We start from the raw sequence: 18,559 nt of genomic DNA, 5'->3' as shown, positions 1-18,559 counted from the left end.
GTTGCGAGGGTTGCTGGGGTGGGGCGGCTGCTTGGAAGCCGCCGGGGAGGGTGCGGACCGGTCGCGACGGAAAGTTCGGATTTGCCTGCCCGGATGCCGGGGTTGGGAGGGTGGGCACCGGGGTGGTGACATTGGCCCCAGCCGGGGATGGCACGTTGACGGCAGGCGGCGGGCTGGGCCGCATTGCGCCCGGTGCCGTGGGTCGGACCACACCGGCAGTGGGCGTGCCCGGGGTGGGTGCAGCCGGGGTTTTGACGATGAAATCCGTAAGCTTCAACGTCACCGGGTTACCCGAGTCCCGCAGATGTACCTCGCGGGCCACAGGGTCGATCCGAACCACCTCGATCGGACCGTGTCGTTCACCTTCGGCCAGGATCAACGACCGTTCCTTTGGGGGTTGTCCCGGGGCGGGCGATTCGGGGATCTTCAGCAGCACTTCTTTTCGCCCAAACAGCACCGTGATCCCTTGCAAGGTGATCTTCGTGGGCGGTGGCGGGGGTGGGGCGGGGGTGAGCTCCTCCGGCTTGGGCATGGGTCTGAGATCGAACATGTTGCGTTCGACCACCACAAGGTAGGGATTCGCCTCCGAACCTGCGGGCGCCGCGGTCAGTTGGCCGACCAGGGGCGGATGAAGCGCCACGAGGCAGGCAACCCAACCCAACCGGATCCATCCCATTTCTTGCATGGTCACCTCAATGTAGTTGTCCCAGAGCAAAACACCAGACAACTGTCCGAGTTGCGGTCGTGCCGCGGCTGAGGGGTTCGGAGGGGCCGCAACTCATAAAGTCGCCCATTCAAACCTGGCGTACACCACGGTTGGCCGGAACCTGCCGACCATGGAAGCTCCTGAGGGCTTCGGTGGCTGGCAGGTCCATGGACCGGGTGATCGCTCGTGGGCGATTCGCATCCCTTCCCTGTTGAATTGGATTCAGGCGGTCATCGCTGGTGGACAGTTGGGACACGCGAGTTCCGGAGGGACGATGGCGCACCGGGCGTCCAGTGGCCGGCCGGGCATGGGAACGGTCCACATGGGCGCTCGGATTTTCTGCGGCTGCCGTGTGCCCATTGGTTTGCGCATTTGGCTTGTCGCATGGTGTGGGCATGCGGGTTTTGAGATTGCAGTTGCTTTTTGGGGCTGATGGCCCGCTTGATGGTGCGGATGTCAACGGCAACGGGAGATGCTTTTGAAAGCGGTGCGGCCCCTGTGAGTCACGGCAGCAGTGATCGGACGGACCGGCCGTCGCACGGCCGGCGGCGGGGCGGTCGTGGTCGCGGCGGTCGGCGCCGCCGTGGCGGTGGAGGGGAAATGTGGCATGAGCCGGAGGAGCAGCAGGCCCGTGCCATCCCCGCCGATCAGGACGAACCTGATCGGACGGTTGAGCATCCGGCTGAGGGGCAGTCGGCAACGACGCCGGAGGCGCAGGGCGTGTCCGGGCCGGAGGCGGCGGCAGAGGCTTCGGCTGTTTCATCGGAGCGACTGCCCGGCAAGCCCCCCGGAGTACCTTCGGCGGCCGGAAGTCCGGTGGCCGGCGAGGGGCGTACGCAGCGGACCCGGCCAGCGGCGATGGAGGAAGCCTTGCGGCGGCTGCAGGAGGTGGTGTTGGAGCTGAGGGAGATCATCGAAGACCTGGAGGAGGCCGCGGAGCTTCTGGACATGGCGGTGGAGCAAAAGGAGGAAATGAACCGCGAACTTGACCGTTTGAACCGCTTGCTGAACCAGCTGCAACGGCCGCGGGAGGGCCAGCGGGGCGGCGGTGGTGGGCGTTGATCCGTTCCTGCTGCTCGCATCGGGACAGGGTTACGGTTTGGGGGCCGGACCTGATCTGGAGATTCGCCCGCGGGTGCGGCTGCCGGCGGTCCGGCGGAGCATGCGATTCCACGGAATTGGGCACAGGGTCACGCGCCATACTTGCACGCCCGGTCGTGCTGCGCTAACGAGAAGCTGGGCAACGCCGGGAGGTGGCTGGTTCCGATACCGGCTGAATGAGTCATGAAGTTGGTTTGTTCATCAAGGTTGCGCCGGCAGGTGCGGCCAGGGCAGGGGCTCGTTGCAGCGCGAGGATCCCTCAACACCCTGGCGGTGGGGTTGGTGTTGCTGGGGCTTACCCTGCTGGTATTGGTGGCCCTGGCCCTGGCGGGTTCGCGTCGAGCCGCGGCCTTGCCACTGCCGGTGTTGAATGTCGTGCCCGAGTTCGTCCTGACGAATCAGGAGCGGCGCACGGTAACACTGTCGGATTTGCGGGGACGGCCATGGATTGCCGACATTATTTTCACGCGCTGTGCCGGTCCATGCCCCATCATGACCCGGCGCATGAAGCAGCTTCAGGACGCGTTACCCGCCGGCAGTGGAGCACGACTGGTCACGTTGACCACCGACCCGGCTTATGATACCCCCGAGGTTCTGCGCCGGTACGGTGAGAAACACGGGGCGGATTTCGCGCGGTGGTGGTTCCTGACGGGTGCGCCCGAGCAGATCGCACGCCTGGCCGTGGACGGCCTCAAACTGACTGCCCTGGAGATTCCGGAATCCAGGCGGACCAATCCGGCCGATCTTTTCATTCACAGCACCACGTTCGTGCTGGTGGATGCGCAGGGGCGGTTGCGGGCAAGTTTTGAGACCGTGGGTGAGGACCTGCCGTTTGAGCCCGTCCAAAGGCGGATTCTCCGGGCCCTGCGGCAGCTGGAGCGGGAACCGGCGCGAACAAGCCACTGATTCCCGGGGTGAGGACGTGTCATGAACCTTCAGGATTTGCCTCTGGTCAACGCGCTGTTGAACGGCGGCAGCGCGGTGCTTGTCGTAACGGGTCTTGTGTTGATCCACCGCGGCCGGCGGACCGGGCATCGGTTCTGCATGTTGGGTGCGCTGGTTTTGTCGGCCCTGTTTCTGGCCGGTTACCTGTACTACCATGCCCACGCCGGCCGGACGGTCTTTCGTGAGCCGGAATGGTTCCGGCCCATTTACCTGGTCATATTGTTGACGCACACGGTGCTGGCGGGGCTGATTGTGCCGATGGTGCTGACGACCGTGACCCTGGCCCTGCGTCAGCAGTGGGAGGCGCATCGGCGCTGGGCGCGCTGGACCTGGCCGGCCTGGCTGTACGTGTCGGTCACGGGTGTGCTGATCTATCTGCTGCTCTACCGGATCTTTCCTCAGACTCCGCCTGCCTGAGGCCTCCCGGTGGGTAAGGGTGTTTCGGTGGCGCTCTGACGCCAGATATACCGTGCCAGGAGCACTCGCAGCACGGCGGCCATGGGGATTGCCAACAAGCCGCCCAGCAACCCGCCCAGCAGCGTGGTTCCCACCATGATGGCCACGATGATCACCATGGGGTGCAAACCCACGCGCGAACCGAGGATCCGCGGTTGAAGCACGTAACCTTCAATGGCCTGGACGACCGCCACCACCAGCAAAACCAGCAGGGGATGCTGCCAGTCTCCGTAGCTGACCACGGCAATGATGAGCGCAGTGACACAGGTTACAATCGCTCCCAGGAAGGGTATGATCGTCAGCACCATCGCCATGGCCCCGATCACCACGGCATACGGCAGGCCGATCAGGGCGAACCCGATTCCGTACAGGACACCGTCGCAGATGGCCACCAGCACCTGTCCGCGGAAGAAGGCGATGAGGTGATCGTTGACGGCGCGCAGGACGAACACCAGCTCCTCCTTGAACCGCGAATCGCGCACGGGCAGGTAGCGCGTCCACGACCCGGTGATGGTCCGCTTCTCCACGAGCAGGTAGAACAGGTAGATCGGAATCAACGCCAGACCGGCCACCACACCGAATAGAGCCGTGACCTTCGACAACTGGTCGGCCAGCCAATTGCCCGCAGCCCGGAGGGCGCGACCCGACCATGCGGCCACCTTCTGGACGGTTTCCGGATCCAGTTGATCCAGCCATGACGGGCCCGCACTGGCTGCTCCGGAGCCTTCTGGTACGACGGCCTGCTCGGTGGGGGTCTTCCCGTGGTCTTCTGTGGGCGCATTGGTGGAGGCGGGCCCGCGCAACCAGGGCAGGCCCAGCCGGCGCAAGGTCTGGTCCAGTAACCCCGGAGGGTGAGTGGCCCAATGTTCCACCTTCGCCTCCAATCGGGCCACAAAAGTCGGGACGTTTTCCACCAGTTGCCGCGTCTGAACCACCAGTTGAGGGACCACGCTGGCCACCAGACCCGCGATCAGGAACACGGCCAGGAAGAACACCAACACAACCGCCCGCACCCGGCCCAGCCCGCGTTGTTCCAACCGGTCCACCAAGGGATCCAAGAGATAGGCCAGGACGCCGGCCACAGCCAGCGGCCACAGAACCGGGGAAAGGACGTCCAGAACCCGTCCCAGGGCCCAGATCAGTGCACCCACCAGGAACACCAACAGGGCCAGCGCCAGACCGGTCAGCGCGGCCCAGATCAATCGGGCTTGAGCAGGCGTGGGTGGAGGAAGACTCATGGCTCCGTTTTTTTGGCTGAATCTGCAGCGCTCCGGTTCGTACAAACTTGTGTTCAACCCTGACCGAGTCGTGTGGCCTTTTCGGCGGCACGGCGCACCGCGTTCATGACGACGCCGTGAAAGGCGCCCTCGGCCAGCGCGTGCAGGCCCTCGATGGTGGTGCCGCCCGGGCTGGTCACCATCTCCTTGAGCAATGCGGGATGGAGGTTCTTTTCCTGGAGCAGACGGGCGGTGCCGATCAGGGTCTGCAGGGCCAGTTGCTGGGCGGTGGTCCGGGGCAGACCGCAGGCCACGCCCCCGTCCACCAGCGCCTCCAAAAACGCGCAGACGTAGGCAGGGCCGCTCCCGCTCAGGCCGGTGACGGCGTCCAGCAGCGACTCCTTGAGGGGAAGGGCCAGCCCCACAGCCGAGAACAGGCGCTGCACCAGGGCTGCGTCGGCCCGCGTGGCGTGTTGACCGGCGGCGAAGGCCGTGGCCGAGGCCCCGACGAGCGCGGCCGTGTTGGGCATGACCCGAACCACGCGAGCCCCGGCCGGCAAAGCCGCTTCCAGTCGGGCCAGGGACACGCCGGCGGCGATGGAGATGAGGAGATGGGCCGGCGTGAACGCGGGTCGTATCTCCTGGAGGACCTCGGTTGCCTGGGCCGGTTTGGTGGCCAGCAGGATGACCCGGGCACGGCGCAGCACCTCTGTGTTTTGAGAAACGGTCTGGGCTCCGGTTTCTTTGGAGAATCGTGCGCGTGCGAGCGGATCGGGGTCGCTGCCCACCATTTGACGGGCTGTGACGCGCCTGGCCTGGATGAAGCCGCGCGCCAGTGCGGTGGCCATCTGGCCGGTGCCGATGAATCCGAGGGTCAAGTCAGCCGGCATGCCGCTCTTGTAGCAACGCCGGCTTGCCGACGGAAGGGCAAAAGCGGCACGGCGGTTCACGAGATTGGCTTTCCGTTTCAGGTCCTTGACGACTGCCCGGCTGAATTGGTGAGCATGGGTTGCCCGGGTGCACGGGCCCCTGGGGTACAAAGGCCACGGTCGGAATCGAACGAGCGCCGAAAGGGACGCGCGCCCGGCTGCGGTGGCTCCACGGCGATTCCTCAGCCCTGGCAACGTCTGGGCCCGGGTCAGGAAGATCCGGCTGCAGCAGGGTTGGCCGTAGGTGGCGGGGCGAGGTCCTTGGAGGCCGGCGGACCGAGGACTTCTTCGAAGATGGGCCGGAGGGCTCGGGCCCAGATTTCGTAGGCGGGCAGTTCCAGGTGAAGGCCGTCCCGTGACATTTCGGGACGCAACCTGCCGAATGCGTCCACAAGCTCCGGATTAATGTTGACCCATCGGACGCGTTTTCCGTCCGCCAGCAGGGCCAGACGACGGTTGATCTCCTCGATTGCGGGTTGGAGGTCCGGATTCTGGGATCGCGGGAACATGGCGGTGAGCACGATCACGGCGGCCGGTGCGCGCTGGTGGAATTCGCCGACAAGGGCGCGGATTCCGTCCACTACGTCGCGGATGTGGGTTTCGTTGGCTGGTCCCTGCCACGGGAGGTTGTTGGCGCCGGCCTGCAAGACGATGATCTTGGGCGAGAGTCCTTCGAATTCGCCATTGCGGATGCGCCAGAGGATGTTGTGGGTGGTGTCGCCACCCCAGCCGAAGTTGGCGGCGTGCCACCCGTGGAAACAACGGCGCCAGTGTTCCAACAGATGGGGATGGTCCGTGGCGCCCCAGCGGCGGACGATGGAGTCACCTGCGAAATACACGTCGATCCGGCCCTGTCGGGTTTTGGCCACGAGCTGTTGATGGGCTTGTTGGGAGACGGGGTCGGTGCGGGGAACGGCCTCATGGGGTGGTGGAGGTCCCAGCAGCAGCCGGTACACCGCGTCGAAGGCCGGTTTGGGGCGGCGCTGGCGATCCCAGAGCAACGGGTAATTGGTTCGCGGCCACGGAAAGTAGTTGAGCCAGCTTTGGCCGTCGTGGAGGTTCCAGAAAGAGATCCGCGCGATCATGTCGCGGTACTGTTCGAACAGGCTGAAGGTCTCGATCCACTGTTTGAGGGCGTTTTGCTCGATCTCCGGGGGTAGACCGTGCCGGTAGGGGTCCCAGCGGGCCAGCTCGGCGCGGTACCTGCCGCCCTCGGCCCACCAGCGGCTGCGGGTGACCACGTCCAGGTCCAGTTCCGACACCACGACTTTGAGTCCCAGTTTCCGGAGTTCTTCGAACGTTTCGCGGAGCTGTGGCAGGGAGTTGTCTCCCAACTCGAGGTGGCCCTGCATGCCGTAGGCGTCCACGGGGGCACCACGCTCTTTCAGTTCGCGGAGCAGGGCGAGGAGTTTGCGTCGTTTGTGCGGCATGTGGCAGTTGTAGTCATTGTAGATCAGCAGGGCATCCGGGTCGGCGGCCCGGGCGGCACGAAATGCGGTGACGATGAAATCCACACCGGCCGTGCGCGAGTAAATCGAATCGCGGAGGATGTCGTCGCCACCGTCGGCCACCGCCTCATTGACGACGTCCCACATCGTGACCACGTCGGCGTACCGTTCCACGACGGTGCGGACGTGGGCTTCGATTCGGCGCAGGAGGGTTTCGCGCGTTACGGGTCGGCCGTCCGGTTCCTCCATCATCCAGCGGTCGGTGCGATCGTCCTTGGCCCAAACGAGGCAGTGCCCCACCAGTTCGAGGCCATGGGAGCGGGCGAAGTTGGCAAAGGCATCGGCCTGTTCAAATCGCCAGACGTTCTCCGCCGGGTGCAGGGCCTGCGGTTTCATGCAGTTTTCCGGGGTCAGGATCTGAAAGTGCCGGCGGATCAGGGCGACGTCCTCCGGGTTTTGAAGGACGTCCAGGTCAACGCCCACGCCGATCTTGTAGCGGTCTGCCACTACGGCCTTGAGGGAGCGAAGGTCCGGCTGCCGATCGGAGGCGTCGGTGCGGGCGGCGGCTTGGCGCCATTGGTTTTCGGCCCACTGGATGAAGAGCTCGAGGTTCGGTTCGTCCGTGTGGCCGCCGTCGTGCTGGCGCCAGGCAATCGCGCCGTGGAGCAGGCCCTCGAGCACGGCGGGCATCGGCTCACGGGACGGGTCGTCACTGCGGCCGAGGTCGCGTGCGCCCAGCAGGCGCCAGACTTTTTGGGCGGCGACGGCCGCCATGAAACTGCCGCGGTGATCGATCCAGGGGGCGTCGCCCTTTTCGGGGATGCCATGGCTGATGAAGACCAGCCGCGGTGCGCAGAGGGCGAGGGTCATGTGGGAATCCACGGGCAGGTCGGCCGGGGTTCGACGGCCGAACCTGGATTCCTCGGCGGCGTATTTGAGGAAGTTACCGGCCATCCAATGGTAGGCACCGGGCCAGGCAAGGTTCTCGAGGCTCTCCCCGAAGTTGCGTCGGAACAGGGCGGTGCCGCCCCTGCCCGAGGAGGCAATCAATCCGGCGGCGAAGCGCTGGTCAAACGCCATGGCCACCAGCGCGGCCTTGCCGAACCGCGACACGCCGGTGATGCACACGCGCCGGCTGTCCACCTCGGGCACGGTTTCCAGGTAGTCGAGTGCTCGAGAGGCACCCCAGGCCCAGGCGCGCAGGGCACCCCATTGATCGGGTTGACGCGGCTGACCGCGATTGACCAGGCCGATGATCCCACGGGTGAGGCCCGCGCCGTCGGGAGCGGCATTGGTGCCGGTTGTGGTGCCGGATCGGCGCGGTTCCCACCCGCCCGTATCGTCCTGGACGCTCAGGGGATTGAGCACGGCATACCCCCAGCCGGCTCTCACGACTTTTTCGCGCCTGCCGGAGCCGCGCGGAGGCGGGTTGGTCCGGCCTGACCGTTCCCCAAACCGCTCCCAGTCGCGGGGCGTGAAACCGAAGCTCAGCAACACCGGCACCGGTGTGTTCGCCTTTTTGGGCAGCGTTAGAGAGAGTGAGATCCTGACTTCGATTTCCGGACAGGCCGAATTGTCCACCACACCCACCAGGTCCCTTTCAACGGCCGGGGTGCCGTCCAAGTCGATTTCCCGGGTTTCAACGATCTGCCAGTGGACAGCGGGCACGTTCGTGGGAATCCGGCCGTACACCTCGCGTTCGAGAAGTTCCAGGATCTCCGGTCGCCGTTTCAACCACCAGAGTTCCGGCGTGGCAATGGCCGTACCATCGGCACTGCGCAAGAGCTCGGGGAGATCTGGATACGGATTGGCTCGCGCCTCATCGTAGTTGGCGGCGTTGGGTGCGTCGGCCCGGGGACTGCGTCCCGGGCGCAGCCGCGTGATACCCAGCTGTTCCAGCATGTTGCGATGGTCTTGTTCGGTGGTGAAGACGACCGGGGGTGGCGTTGTGGCGGGCTCGGCCGCCGACGTGACCGATCCGGTGATGAGTGTCACCAGCCATCCAAAGGTCCGAACAACCTTGTTGCGGTTCATGGTGATCGCCCTTCGATTCCGCGACTCATGGTGAACGGGAAACCGGACTGCGTCGAGGCAACTCGGTCGCCGGCGGGAGACCTGGGCATTTTGTGGACCGGCACGGAGTGGGTTGGGAGCGGCGTCCAGCGGTGGGTATTCCCGTGTCCCGACATGCTCACGGCCTGTGCCGGTCGCTGGTCTGGCGGGCACGGGTTCGGTCCCGGGGCAGCCCCGGGCGATCTGAAGGCCGGTCCGGACCACGATCCCATGGTGGGCCGCGGGAGCCCTGTGAGATTCGCGCGGTCGGCGGCAAAGAAACTGATGAGATCCCGGGCTTCCGGCCCGGCTGGTTGACAGGTCGGGCACGAGGGATTTAGGGTGCCAGAGGAGATGGAACCAGTGGTCGGACCATGACCCGGGGCTCTCCCTCTTCTGTGAGCTGTGGATCAACCAACGTAGCGGGATCAAAATGAAGGCGGCCAACTGCGAGGGATCGGGACGGGCGTTTACGCTGATTGAGTTGCTGGTGGTCATTGCGATCATTGCCATTTTGGCGGCCATGTTGCTGCCGGCACTTTCGGCGGCCAAAGAGAAGGGCAAACGGGCCTCCTGCATTAATAACCTGCGGCAATTGGCGGTGGGTGTGAACATCTATGCGGTGGACAACAACGATCGGGTCCTTCAGGCACGCTGGAGCGGGGGTTATTTCGTGCAGAACTGTTTGAACCCGCCCGAGGCGGCGGCGGCGGCCATGGTCGGTCTGGCCGTGCGGTCAAACACGGTTTCGGTCTGGACCTGTCCCAACCGGCCCGGGCTGCCGGTCTACGAGCCGCAGTATCCTCAATGGGTCCTGGGCTATCAGTATTTTGGGGGCATCACCAACTGGTTGAACCCGGCAGGAAACTTTCCGTCGCGCAGCCCGGTCAAACTCAGCCTGGCCAGGGGGACCTGGGCGCTTGCGGCCGACGCCGTGGGCAAGATCAATGGGCAGTGGGGCGGTCAGGAGCCGGGCCGGGAGTTCGTGTACGCCAACATGCCGCAGCACCGCTCCTCCAAGTCACCGGTTCCCGTGGGCGGTAACGAGGTGTTTGCCGATGGCTCGGCGCGCTGGGTCAAGTTCGAGCAGATGTACTTTCTGACCACGTGGAACGTCTCGACCCGCGTCTATTATTTCTGGCAGGACCCGCAGGACTTTGATCCGGTGCTGAAAGCCCGGCTTCCCACCCTGGCGGCTCGTCCCTGAGGGCCGGCTCCGGCCGACGGTGTCCGGTACGGTCCTTGAGCAAGCCGACATTAGGACTTTCACCCCGGTGCAAGCGGGGAGCGTCTTGTCGTCAACCGGTGTCCGGTCGTCTCCTTCCGACCCAACCGGCCTCCCAACGGGCCATTACCAGCCGAGGACGTAGGCGAAGATCAGGGGCGCCACGATGGTGGCGTCGCTTTCGATCATGAACTTGGGCGTTTCCCGGGCGAGTTTACCCCAGGTGATCTTCTCATTGGGCACGGCTCCGGAGTAACCGCCGTAACTGGTGGTGGAATCGCTGATCTGGCAGAAATAGCCCCACAGCGGGACGTTTTCGCGGCGGAGGTCCTGGTGGAGCATGGGTACGACGCAGATCGGGAAGTCACCGGCGATGCCGCCCCCGATCTGGAAGAAGCCGATGCTCCCCAATCCGCTGGGCAGGCGTCGGGCATTGGTGGTGTACCACTCGGCCAGCTGCACCATGTACTCGATGCCGCTGCGGACGGTGCCCGGATTGCGGACGTCTCCGCGGATCACCGCGGCGGCGTACATGTTACCGAGGGTGGAATCCTCCCAACCGGGCACGAACAGGGGCAAATTCTTTTCCGCCGCGGCCACCAGCCAGGAATCGCGGGGATCGATTTCGTAGCTCTCCTTGAGCCGGCCGGAACGGAGCAGGCGATAGAAGAACTCATGGGGGAAAAGGCGTTCGCCGCGCCGGTCACAATCGCACCACAGTTCCAGCATGGCCTGTTCGATCCGGCGCATGGCCTCCATTTCGGGGATGCAGGTGTCGGTCACCCGGTTGAGGTGCCGTTGCAGCAGGGCCTCCTCATCGGCCGCGCTCAGCTCGCGATAGTGCGGCACGCGCACGTAATGGTTGTGCGCCACCAGATTGAACACATCCTCCTCCAGGTTGGCTCCGGTGCAGGAGATGGCGTGGACCTTGTCTGCGCGAATCATCTCGGCCAGGGAGATGCCGAGTTCGGCGGTGCTCATGGCTCCGGCCAGGGTCAGGAACATCCGGCCTCCGGCGTCCAGGTGTGCGCGATAAGCGCGTGCAGCGTCGCGCAGTGCAGCGGCATTGAAATGGCGATAGTGCCTTTCGATGAAGGCGGAAATGGGTCCTTGCGTTTTGTCCATGGGATCGTCCCTTCGGTTGCCTGCCTGACCCGGCGGGTTATGGAAACGCGGGCGCCGGACCGGCCACCATGATCGCATGGGTGGCGGCCCGCCGCGTCTGCCGTCTGTGGCGCATTGGCCGGGTCACAACGCCCAACAGGATTGGGAAAGGTGCCGGTGCGTCAAGTGTGGGATGGGCAGGGCGACGCGCCGAGGGGTGCGTTGGAACGGTCGACCCCGGCTCGGTCCGCGCTGCGGTGCGGCGTGTGGACGACGGCTGCGCGGGGAAAGGGTCCTGTCGGCGGGTGGGTGAAACCGGCAGCGGGCCGGGCCACGGCCGGGCCGGTTTCAACCGTAGCGGCCTTCGATGTAGTCGGCGGTGCGCGGGTCGGAAGGTTTGAGGAAAAGGTCCTCCGTCCGGGCGTGTTCGATCACCCGTCCCATCAGCATGAAAATGCATTCGTCACTGATGCGGCGGGCCTGGGACATGTTGTGAGTGACAATCAGGAAGGTGTACCGGCCGCGGAGGCTGAGCATGAGTTCCTCGATGGCGCGGGTGCCGTCCACGTCGAGGGCGGAGCAGGGTTCGTCCAGGAGAATGACCTCCGGTTTGAGGGGCAGGAGCCGGGCCAGACAGAGCTTTTGTTGCTGTTCCAGCTGCAGCTCGGTGGCGCGTTGATGGAGTCGGTCCTTCAGATCGTCCCACAACCCCACTTCGCGGAGGGCCTGTTCCACCGCCTCATCGAGGATTTGACGGCTCAGTTCGGCCCGGGGCGTGTGGAGTCGGAGTCCGAACACGATATTTTCGTACACGGAAATGGGTAGGGGATTGGGACGCTGAAAGACCATGCCCACGTGACGGCGCAGCTCGACCAGCGAGACGTCCGGGTCGTACATGTTGCGGCCCTGGACCCGGATTTCCCCGGTGATGGTGACGTCGCCGTATCGTTCGTTGATCCGGTTGAAGCACCGCAACAGGGTGGTTTTGCCGCAGCCGGAAGGGCCAATCAATGCGGTGATGAGGCCGTGGCGGATCCGGACATTCACGTCCGTCAGGGCCTGGAACCGGCCGTACCACAGGTTGAGGTTGCGGGTTTCGAGACTGTAAACGGGTTCGCTCATCCGAAAAAGCCGCGAACGTACTCGTGGGTGCGCCGGTCCCGCGGATGTTCCGAGAAGATCACCTCGGTGCGGTCCAGCTCCACCAGTTCACCTTTCCAAAGGAACAGGGTCCGATCCGCCAGACGCCGTGCCTGCTGGGTGAGGTTGGTCACCAGGATGATGGTCATGCGCGACCGCAACTCCCGGAGCACCTCTTCAATTCGCATGGTGGTGACCGGGTCAATGGCGATGGAGAATTCGTCCAGGCACAGGATGTCCGGCTTGTGGGACAACGCGCGGGCGATGGTGAGTCGTTGCTGCTGACCGCCGGGGAGTTTGGTGCCGAGCATGTGGAGACGGTCCTTGACCTCGTCCCAGAGGGCGGCCTGGCGGAGGCACTCCTCGACCCGTGCATCCAGCTCCCGCCGGTCCGTGATGCCGGCGCAACGCGGGGCGAAAGCCACATTGTCGTAGATGCTCATGGGCAGCCCGACCGGCAACGGCGTCACCATGCCGATGCGCCGGCGCAGGGCATGGACGTCCCGGATCTGGCGGATGTCCCGGCCGTCAATGCGGATGGATCCTTCCACCCGGGCGCCCGGCACCAGTTCGATGGTCCGGTTGAGGCATTTGAGCAGTGAACTCTTGCCGGACTGGGCCGGGCCGATCACGGCAAGGATTTCGCCCTCCTGCACGGAGAAGGTCAACCCGTGCAGGACCGGTTTGGTCCCGTACCACAACCGCAGATTCTCCACTTCGATCTTGGGTCGCGTCGACATGGGATCCGAGGGACCGGTTCACCAGCGCTTGCGATTGCGCACCCAGATGCGCACGACGATGGACGTCGCGTTCACCAGCAGCACGGTCAACAGCAGGACCACCGCGGTGGCATAGGTCATGGACTCGGGCACGTTGGGAACCTGGGTGGCCAGCGTGTAAAGATGCATCGAGAGGGCCATGCACTGTTCCTTGAGGTGATAGGGGAACAGGTCGCCGCGTTCCACGGCCTTGTAGAAGACCGCGCCGGTGAACATGATCGGCGCCGTTTCGCCCGCGGCACGGCTCACCTGAAGGATCACACCGGTGAGGATGCCGCTGAACGCATTGGGCAGCACGACCGCGCGGATGGTTTGCCACCGGGTGGCCCCCACATTCCAGCAGGCCTCGCGAAACGCCTGGGGCACGGCCGCCAACGCCTCCCGCGTGCTGGCAATGATCACCGGCAGCGTCATGATGGCCAGCGTCAAGGAGGCGGCCAGAACGGAATAGCCGAGCCGCGCCCCGTAGACGAAGGCACCCAGGCCGAACAGTGCATGCACGATGCTCGGGACACCGGCCAGGTTGATCACAGCCAGTTGCACAAGGCGGGTGAACCAGTTGTCACGGGCGTATTCGTTCAGGTACACGGCGGCCAGGACTCCGATGGGCGTGGCCACGGCCAGCGAAATGCCCACCAGATACAACGTGCCCACAAAGGCCGGCCAGATGCCCCCGGCCCGCATGTGGTCGCGGGGGATGTCCAGCAGAAACTCCGGACTCAAGGAGGGCCAGGCCCGCACAAACAGGTGCGTCACGATCGCCACCAGGGGCAGCACCATGCAAAGCGCCATCAGGCCCAGGACCGTCCGGGCCAGTCGTTCCGCAGCCTCCTTCCGCGCGCCGTAGGGCGTGCGGACGAAGCGGACCGGGTTCGTGCCGGTGTGGGTTGGTTGGTTCATGGTTTCCGGATTCCGCGCACGACGAGGTCGGCAGCCAGGTTGACCACAAAGGTGATGAGGAACAGCAACACGCCCATGAGGAACAGGACGCGGTAGTGGTCGGAGCCCACCGGGGCTTCGCCCAGCTCGGCGGCGATGTTGGCCGTGAGGGTCCCGACGGAGTCGAGCAGGCCGTGCGGGATCTGCACCGCATGGCCGGTAGCCATGAGCACCGCCATGGTCTCGCCGATGGCACGTCCGACACCCAGCAGGACGGCGGCCAGCAAACCGTTTCGAGCCGCCGGCAACAGGACCCGCCACACCACCTGCCAGCGCGTGGCCCCCAGGGCCAGCGCGGCCTCTCGATACGAATCGGGCACCGCTTTGAGTGCATCCTCACCGATGGAGACAATGACGGGCACGCTCATCAGTGCCAGGATCAGACCGCCGTTCAGGAGGTTTACCCCGATGGGTGCCCCGGCGTATTTCACCAGCAACGGGCTGACGACCGTCATGCCGATGAATCCCCAGACCACGCTCGGGATGGCCGCCAGCAACTCAATGATCACCTTCAAAGCCTCCCGGGTCTTGCGACCGCAAAACTCGGACACGAACACCGCGGCGCCCAGACCAAAGGGAACCGCCAGCACCATGGCCACCAGGGTGACGCTGAGACTGCCCACGATCAGCGCCAGCGCACCGTACCGCACCTTGACCGCCGAGGTCGGATACCACTCGATGCTGCCGAGGAACTCCGTCAGCTTCACCTTGCCGCTCGTCACCACCGGGGCCGCCTCCCGAAACACGAACAGGAAAATCGCCAGCACAAACAGAACCGCGCTGACCCCGCAAAGCCGGATGACAAATTCCAGACATCGTTCGGCTACGACCGCCCATCGGGGCCGTTGCTCGAGGGCCCTTGGCGTTGCTACGGGTTGAGTGGGATCGCGTTGGTTCATGGTTCAGTTGCCTGCACCGACAGGAGCGGGTCGGGTCCGTTCCGTATGCGGGATCGGCACGAACCCGTTGTCTTCCACCAATTGTTGACCGGCGTCACTGCGGACCCAGTCGAGGTAGGCTTTCACCTCGCCCTCGGGCTCGCCCAGGACGCACATCAGCAGGCTGCGGGCGATGGGGTAACGCCGTGTCACGGTGTTTTCCATCGTGGGGGCATAGGCCGGTTCGCCCTTCTTGCGTGCCACCCGGAGCATTTTCACGCGGGGGTTGGCGTAACCCATCCCGCTGTATCCGATGGCGCCCGGGGTGGTTGCCACCAGCTCCACCACCTCCTTCGAGCCGTTCATGTCGTTGGACCCGAGTTTGAAGTCGCGGTTGCGGAGCACATGTTCCCGGAAGAACTCGTAGGTGCCGGAACTGGATTGGCGGCTGATGCGAATGATGCGGTCGAATCGTGGTTCCGGCATTTGCACCCCCAGATCACTCCAGCGGGTGATCCTGCCACCCTCGGCATAGATCTCCTCGAGCTGTTCCAGCGTGATTTCCTCCAGGGGATTCGAAGGGTGCACATACACGGCCAGGGCGTCGAAACCCACCACGAACGTCTGAACCTCCTTGCCGGTCGAGGCCCGGGCTTCCTCCAGCTCGCGCGGTTTAAGGTCGCGGCTGCTGTTGGCAACGTCCACGGCACCGCGGATCAGGGCCGCGATCCCCACGCCGGAGCCGCCCCCTGAAACCTCCACACTCACGTCCGGGCGCACCTTCCGGTAGGCCTCGGCCCAGGCTTGTGCAAGGTTCACCATGGTGTCGGAGCCCTTGTTTTGGATGACCTTGACCGGTATGCCGCCGGGCGTTGAGGGGCGGGACCCGCAACCGGTCACCAGCCATCCCACGACAAGGGCCAATGCGGACCAGGGGAGCAGGAGGATCGGATGGATGAGACGCCTCATGGGGTGGGGTTTCGTGCTCATTCTCCCGTGCTCATTCTCCTGCCAGAGCATGGGCCAGATCTTGGACCTGAAGCCGGAGCATTTGGAACAGTTGCTCGGCGGCGGCCTCGGGACCGAGTCCCTGCGCGATCCAATGTTGCGGGTCCGGTACGGTCCATTCCATGGCCACGGTCGGGGTGGGCGGAGTGGGGAAAATCGATCGGGCGGCCGGCTCCAATGCGACCACCACCGCAATGTTGTGCCGGGATAACAGCTCCGGGGCGGACTGCGGCGGGCTTGTGGCCTCCACCATGCCGCGGGATTCCATCCAGGAGCGCCACGGTTCTTCCAAGGGTTGCGGCTCCAGGCCGGCGCTGAGGAATTGAAGGCCTTCCACTTCCAGGTTCCGGCCGATGGCGGCGGCCATGCGACTGCGCACGCCGTGGGTGGCATCTACGAAGAGGATCCGCACCGCGCCGCCGGGACCCTGGTGTTTCCAGTATTCCCCGGTGCACATGTAAAGCGTCTCCTCGCAGATGTTCTTGGCCTGGTCCGACACCCGTTCATACCGTCGGGCAATGGTCAGGAGGGGCGTGAGCGCGGGGAACGGAAGGCGACCCTCCCGTTCGGCGCCGAGCAGGACCTCGTTCAGTTCACCCCGAAGCCGGTCCACGTGGTCCTCGATGACCATGGTGCGCCGGGCCAGTTCCGCGTCCTGGCGCAGGAATGCGTCCACGGCCGACCGCAACATGGAGATCGCCACCTGGCCGATTTCCCGGAACTTGTCCGGCGCGGGTAATTCCTGGAGATCCGCCACCTTCAACACCTGGCGCGCCACACTTTCGGCATAGTCACCGATCCGTTCCAGCTCGGCATTGATCTTGATGGTGGCATAGGCAAAGCGAAGATGCCGGCCCGCCGGTTGTTGCCGCAGGAGGAATTCCAGGCAGAGGTGGTCAATGTCCTTTTCAAGCCGGTCGATGCGCTGATCCCGCACGATCACCGAGTAGGCCTTGGGCCGGCTCCGTTCCAACACGGCTTCCAGGCTGGTTTTCAGGGCGCGCTCCACCTGTTCACCCATCGCCCGGACCCGGGTTTGAATCTCTTCAATGTCCTGTTGCAGACGCGCGTCCCATAGCCAGCGCGTCTGTCCCGTGCCCGAACCCGTGGAACCTTCGCTCATGGTCGCAATCCTCCGTGGCAAACCGCGCTCACTACCGCCGGCTCATGGCATTACCCCGGGCGGGCCGCCCCTGTTCAACCCAAACCGTCACCCAATCGTCACACGGCCGCCCGGTTCCTGTCACCGTGCAGGGCGAAGTTGGTGGTAGATGACCATCACAGCGCAACCAGGGCTGAACATGAAAACCACGGTATGGAAAACCCGCCACTCCGGTGCGGCCGACCCGGCCGAATCCCTTCTGAGCGACCCCAGGGCGCTCCACGGTGACCGGTGGCTCGAACGCAAAACCTGGCAGGCCGTGCGGTGGGTGACAGCGGGTATCCCGCAGTTGCATGCATCCAACGCGGACGGGCCGCCTCTGGTTCAAGTGCTGGCCCTGCTGACGTTCTGTTACGCTACCGGCTTGTACGCCAGCGAGGACATCGAATACGCCCTCCGACGCGGGCGTCTGCCCCGCACGCTGGTGCCGCGTCAGTCGGTGACCGCATCATGGTTGCAGGCATTCCGGCGGGCCAACCGCCCCTGGATCGAGCAGGCCCTGGCTCATCTTCTGGCTGCAATGCCCGACGCCGCTCCGTTTCGAGACTGGGTGCTCCCCGGGCCCGACGCGCAATCGGACCCGGTTTCGCACGCCGGCTGTATGGAACTTGCCCGCCGAGCCGTGGAACTGGCCACGCTGTTTGACATGGCGCTGAATGATTGAGATTGAGCCGGGCGCGTCCCCCGAACCGGGGAGGGAAGGGACGCCAAATTTCACCAGTCCCATCCGATTTCAGCCCAGGCGGCTCCTCAACAGGGCCAGATACAGCAGAAGCAATACCGCCAGCACGTAACCGGTGACGCCAACCTCGCGCACCCGCCGACTCAACAGCTTCAGTACGGGATGCGTCACCAGGCCCAACGCCAACCCGTCGGCGATGGAGAAACTCAGCGGGATCCCCACGACCATCAAAAAGGCGGGGATGGATTCGGTGGGATCGTCCCACGCAATGCGTGTCACCTGTCGGAGCATCAGTACCCCCACGTACACAAGGGCCGGCGCGGTGATCGGCGGGTAGTTGCCGATGGTGGCCACGAGCGGCTCAAACACCAGTGCAGCCAGGAACAACGCCGCCACCACAAGACCCACCAGGCCGGTCCGACCCCCCTGCGCCACGCCGGCCGCGCTCTCCACGTAACTGGTCACGGTGCTGGTGCCCAACAGCGATCCCACCACCGTTCCCACCGCATCCGAGATCATCGCCTGCCGTGCACGGGGCAGGCGGTCGCCCTGCATCAGCCCCGCCTGCTCGCAGACCGCGATCAACGTGCCGATGGCATCGAATACAAACATGAACAACAACACCGCGATCAACGGCACCATGGCCGGGGACAACGCCGCCCTCCAGTCGAGTTGCAGGAACGTGGGGGCCAGCGAGGGCGGGGGAGCCACCAACGCCGTGGGCGGTTGAAATCGTGTGCTGAGGAGCGACTCCGCCACGGCGGGTGCCTCACGCCACGCGGCGGGCA

16 protein-coding genes and 1 pseudogene are annotated in these 18,559 nt (G+C 65.0%); 5 read left to right on the top strand and 12 right to left on the bottom strand.

Annotated elements, in window-relative coordinates:
• Positions 1–685: pseudogene (locus G4L39_RS13375) on the bottom strand (hypothetical protein); the annotation flags it as partial.
• Between the two features lie 621 nt (positions 686–1,306).
• On the opposite strand from G4L39_RS13375, the gene G4L39_RS13370 reads away from it, so the two are divergent.
• The 3 genes from G4L39_RS13370 (at position 1,307) to G4L39_RS13360 (ending at position 3,169) form a co-directional block, all read left to right on the top strand.
• Positions 1,307–1,768 (top strand): PCRF domain-containing protein, encoded by a 462-nt coding sequence (locus G4L39_RS13370; protein ID WP_165108919.1) that lies wholly within the window; start codon positions 1,307–1,309, stop codon positions 1,766–1,768.
• 222 nt (positions 1,769–1,990) lie between these two features.
• Entirely contained in the window at positions 1,991–2,713 is a 723-nt protein-coding gene (locus G4L39_RS13365) for an SCO family protein (RefSeq protein ID WP_165108917.1), read from the top strand.
• Positions 2,714–2,734: 21 nt separating this feature from the next.
• The gene (locus tag G4L39_RS13360; protein ID WP_165108915.1) at positions 2,735–3,169 is read left to right on the top strand and encodes a DUF420 domain-containing protein; all 435 of its coding nucleotides are present in this window, start codon (positions 2,735–2,737) and stop codon (positions 3,167–3,169) included.
• Here G4L39_RS13360 and G4L39_RS13355 read toward each other — a convergent pair.
• The 3 genes from G4L39_RS13355 to G4L39_RS14745 form a co-directional block, all read right to left on the bottom strand.
• Positions 3,151–4,446 carry an AI-2E family transporter gene (locus G4L39_RS13355; protein WP_165108913.1) on the bottom strand — a complete coding sequence of 432 codons (1,296 nt, stop codon included), beginning with the start codon at positions 4,444–4,446 and terminating at the stop codon, positions 3,151–3,153. The genes G4L39_RS13360 and G4L39_RS13355 overlap by 19 nt on opposite strands.
• 53 nt (positions 4,447–4,499) lie before the next feature.
• Positions 4,500–5,315: a pyrroline-5-carboxylate reductase gene (gene proC, locus G4L39_RS13350; protein ID WP_165108911.1), complete on the bottom strand. Its 816-nt coding sequence runs from the start codon at positions 5,313–5,315 to the stop codon at positions 4,500–4,502.
• Between the two features lie 248 nt (positions 5,316–5,563).
• Positions 5,564–8,836: an endo-1,4-beta-xylanase gene (locus G4L39_RS14745; protein WP_205881016.1), complete on the bottom strand. Its 3,273-nt coding sequence runs from the start codon at positions 8,834–8,836 to the stop codon at positions 5,564–5,566.
• 451 nt (positions 8,837–9,287) lie between these two features.
• Between G4L39_RS14745 and G4L39_RS13340 the strand changes: the two genes are divergently transcribed.
• Entirely contained in the window at positions 9,288–10,061 is a 774-nt protein-coding gene (locus G4L39_RS13340; RefSeq protein WP_165108909.1) for a prepilin-type N-terminal cleavage/methylation domain-containing protein, read from the top strand.
• Positions 10,062–10,205: 144 nt separating this feature from the next.
• On the opposite strand, the gene G4L39_RS13335 is transcribed toward G4L39_RS13340, so the two are convergent.
• From G4L39_RS13335 to phoU, 7 genes are all read right to left on the bottom strand, one after another.
• Positions 10,206–11,204: a deoxyhypusine synthase family protein gene (locus G4L39_RS13335; protein ID WP_165108907.1), complete on the bottom strand. Its 999-nt coding sequence runs from the start codon at positions 11,202–11,204 to the stop codon at positions 10,206–10,208.
• Positions 11,205–11,531: 327 nt separating this feature from the next.
• Positions 11,532–12,305, bottom strand: coding sequence for a phosphate ABC transporter ATP-binding protein (locus G4L39_RS13330; RefSeq protein ID WP_165108905.1), 774 nt, complete (start codon positions 12,303–12,305; stop codon positions 11,532–11,534).
• Complete coding sequence (locus tag G4L39_RS13325; RefSeq protein WP_165108903.1) at positions 12,302–13,063, bottom strand: phosphate ABC transporter ATP-binding protein; 762 nt, start codon at positions 13,061–13,063, stop codon at positions 12,302–12,304. The genes G4L39_RS13330 and G4L39_RS13325 overlap by 4 nt, the downstream gene beginning before the upstream one ends.
• A gap of 18 nt (positions 13,064–13,081) precedes the next feature.
• Complete coding sequence (gene pstA, locus G4L39_RS13320) at positions 13,082–14,002, bottom strand: phosphate ABC transporter permease PstA (RefSeq protein WP_165108901.1); 921 nt, start codon at positions 14,000–14,002, stop codon at positions 13,082–13,084.
• A complete protein-coding gene (pstC, locus tag G4L39_RS13315) occupies positions 13,999–14,940 on the bottom strand; it encodes a phosphate ABC transporter permease subunit PstC (RefSeq protein ID WP_165108899.1) in 942 nt (313 codons plus the stop codon). The genes pstA and pstC overlap by 4 nt, the downstream gene beginning before the upstream one ends.
• 3 nt (positions 14,941–14,943) lie before the next feature.
• Complete coding sequence (locus G4L39_RS13310; protein WP_205881015.1) at positions 14,944–15,909, bottom strand: phosphate ABC transporter substrate-binding protein; 966 nt, start codon at positions 15,907–15,909, stop codon at positions 14,944–14,946.
• A gap of 10 nt (positions 15,910–15,919) precedes the next feature.
• Positions 15,920–17,050: a phosphate signaling complex protein PhoU gene (phoU, locus tag G4L39_RS13305; protein ID WP_165108895.1), complete on the bottom strand. Its 1,131-nt coding sequence runs from the start codon at positions 17,048–17,050 to the stop codon at positions 15,920–15,922.
• 178 nt (positions 17,051–17,228) lie between these two features.
• On the opposite strand from phoU, the gene G4L39_RS13300 reads away from it, so the two are divergent.
• Positions 17,229–17,753 carry a hypothetical protein gene (locus G4L39_RS13300; RefSeq protein ID WP_165108893.1) on the top strand — a complete coding sequence of 175 codons (525 nt, stop codon included), beginning with the start codon at positions 17,229–17,231 and terminating at the stop codon, positions 17,751–17,753.
• A 69-nt stretch (positions 17,754–17,822) separates the two neighbouring features.
• On the opposite strand, the gene G4L39_RS13295 is transcribed toward G4L39_RS13300, so the two are convergent.
• Positions 17,823–18,559, bottom strand: a 737-nt coding sequence (locus G4L39_RS13295; protein WP_165108891.1) for an NCS2 family permease, incomplete at its 5' end; no start/stop codon positions are given.

It is taken from the genome of Limisphaera ngatamarikiensis, assembly GCF_011044775.1.
Classification (GTDB): domain Bacteria; phylum Verrucomicrobiota; class Verrucomicrobiia; order Limisphaerales; family Limisphaeraceae; genus Limisphaera; species Limisphaera ngatamarikiensis.
This window is presented reverse-complemented; position numbering and strand designations above follow the sequence as displayed.

Coding starts and splice junctions, on each gene's coding strand:
- G4L39_RS13370 (WP_165108919.1), top strand. CDS start 1,307: ATGTGGCATGAGCCGGAGGAGCAGCAGGCCCGTGCCATCCCCGCCGAT.
- G4L39_RS13365 (WP_165108917.1), top strand. CDS start 1,991: ATGAAGTTGGTTTGTTCATCAAGGTTGCGCCGGCAGGTGCGGCCAGGG.
- phoU (WP_165108895.1), bottom strand. CDS start 17,050: ATGAGCGAAGGTTCCACGGGTTCGGGCACGGGACAGACGCGCTGGCTA.
- G4L39_RS13335 (WP_165108907.1), bottom strand. CDS start 11,204: ATGGACAAAACGCAAGGACCCATTTCCGCCTTCATCGAAAGGCACTAT.
- G4L39_RS13340 (WP_165108909.1), top strand. CDS start 9,288: ATGAAGGCGGCCAACTGCGAGGGATCGGGACGGGCGTTTACGCTGATT.
- G4L39_RS14745 (WP_205881016.1), bottom strand. CDS start 8,836: ATGAACCGCAACAAGGTTGTTCGGACCTTTGGATGGCTGGTGACACTC.
- G4L39_RS13325 (WP_165108903.1), bottom strand. CDS start 13,063: ATGTCGACGCGACCCAAGATCGAAGTGGAGAATCTGCGGTTGTGGTAC.
- pstA (WP_165108901.1), bottom strand. CDS start 14,002: ATGAACCAACCAACCCACACCGGCACGAACCCGGTCCGCTTCGTCCGC.
- G4L39_RS13300 (WP_165108893.1), top strand. CDS start 17,229: ATGAAAACCACGGTATGGAAAACCCGCCACTCCGGTGCGGCCGACCCG.
- G4L39_RS13360 (WP_165108915.1), top strand. CDS start 2,735: ATGAACCTTCAGGATTTGCCTCTGGTCAACGCGCTGTTGAACGGCGGC.
- G4L39_RS13330 (WP_165108905.1), bottom strand. CDS start 12,305: ATGAGCGAACCCGTTTACAGTCTCGAAACCCGCAACCTCAACCTGTGG.
- proC (WP_165108911.1), bottom strand. CDS start 5,315: ATGCCGGCTGACTTGACCCTCGGATTCATCGGCACCGGCCAGATGGCC.
- pstC (WP_165108899.1), bottom strand. CDS start 14,940: ATGAACCAACGCGATCCCACTCAACCCGTAGCAACGCCAAGGGCCCTC.
- G4L39_RS13310 (WP_205881015.1), bottom strand. CDS start 15,909: ATGAGCACGAAACCCCACCCCATGAGGCGTCTCATCCATCCGATCCTC.
- G4L39_RS13355 (WP_165108913.1), bottom strand. CDS start 4,446: ATGAGTCTTCCTCCACCCACGCCTGCTCAAGCCCGATTGATCTGGGCC.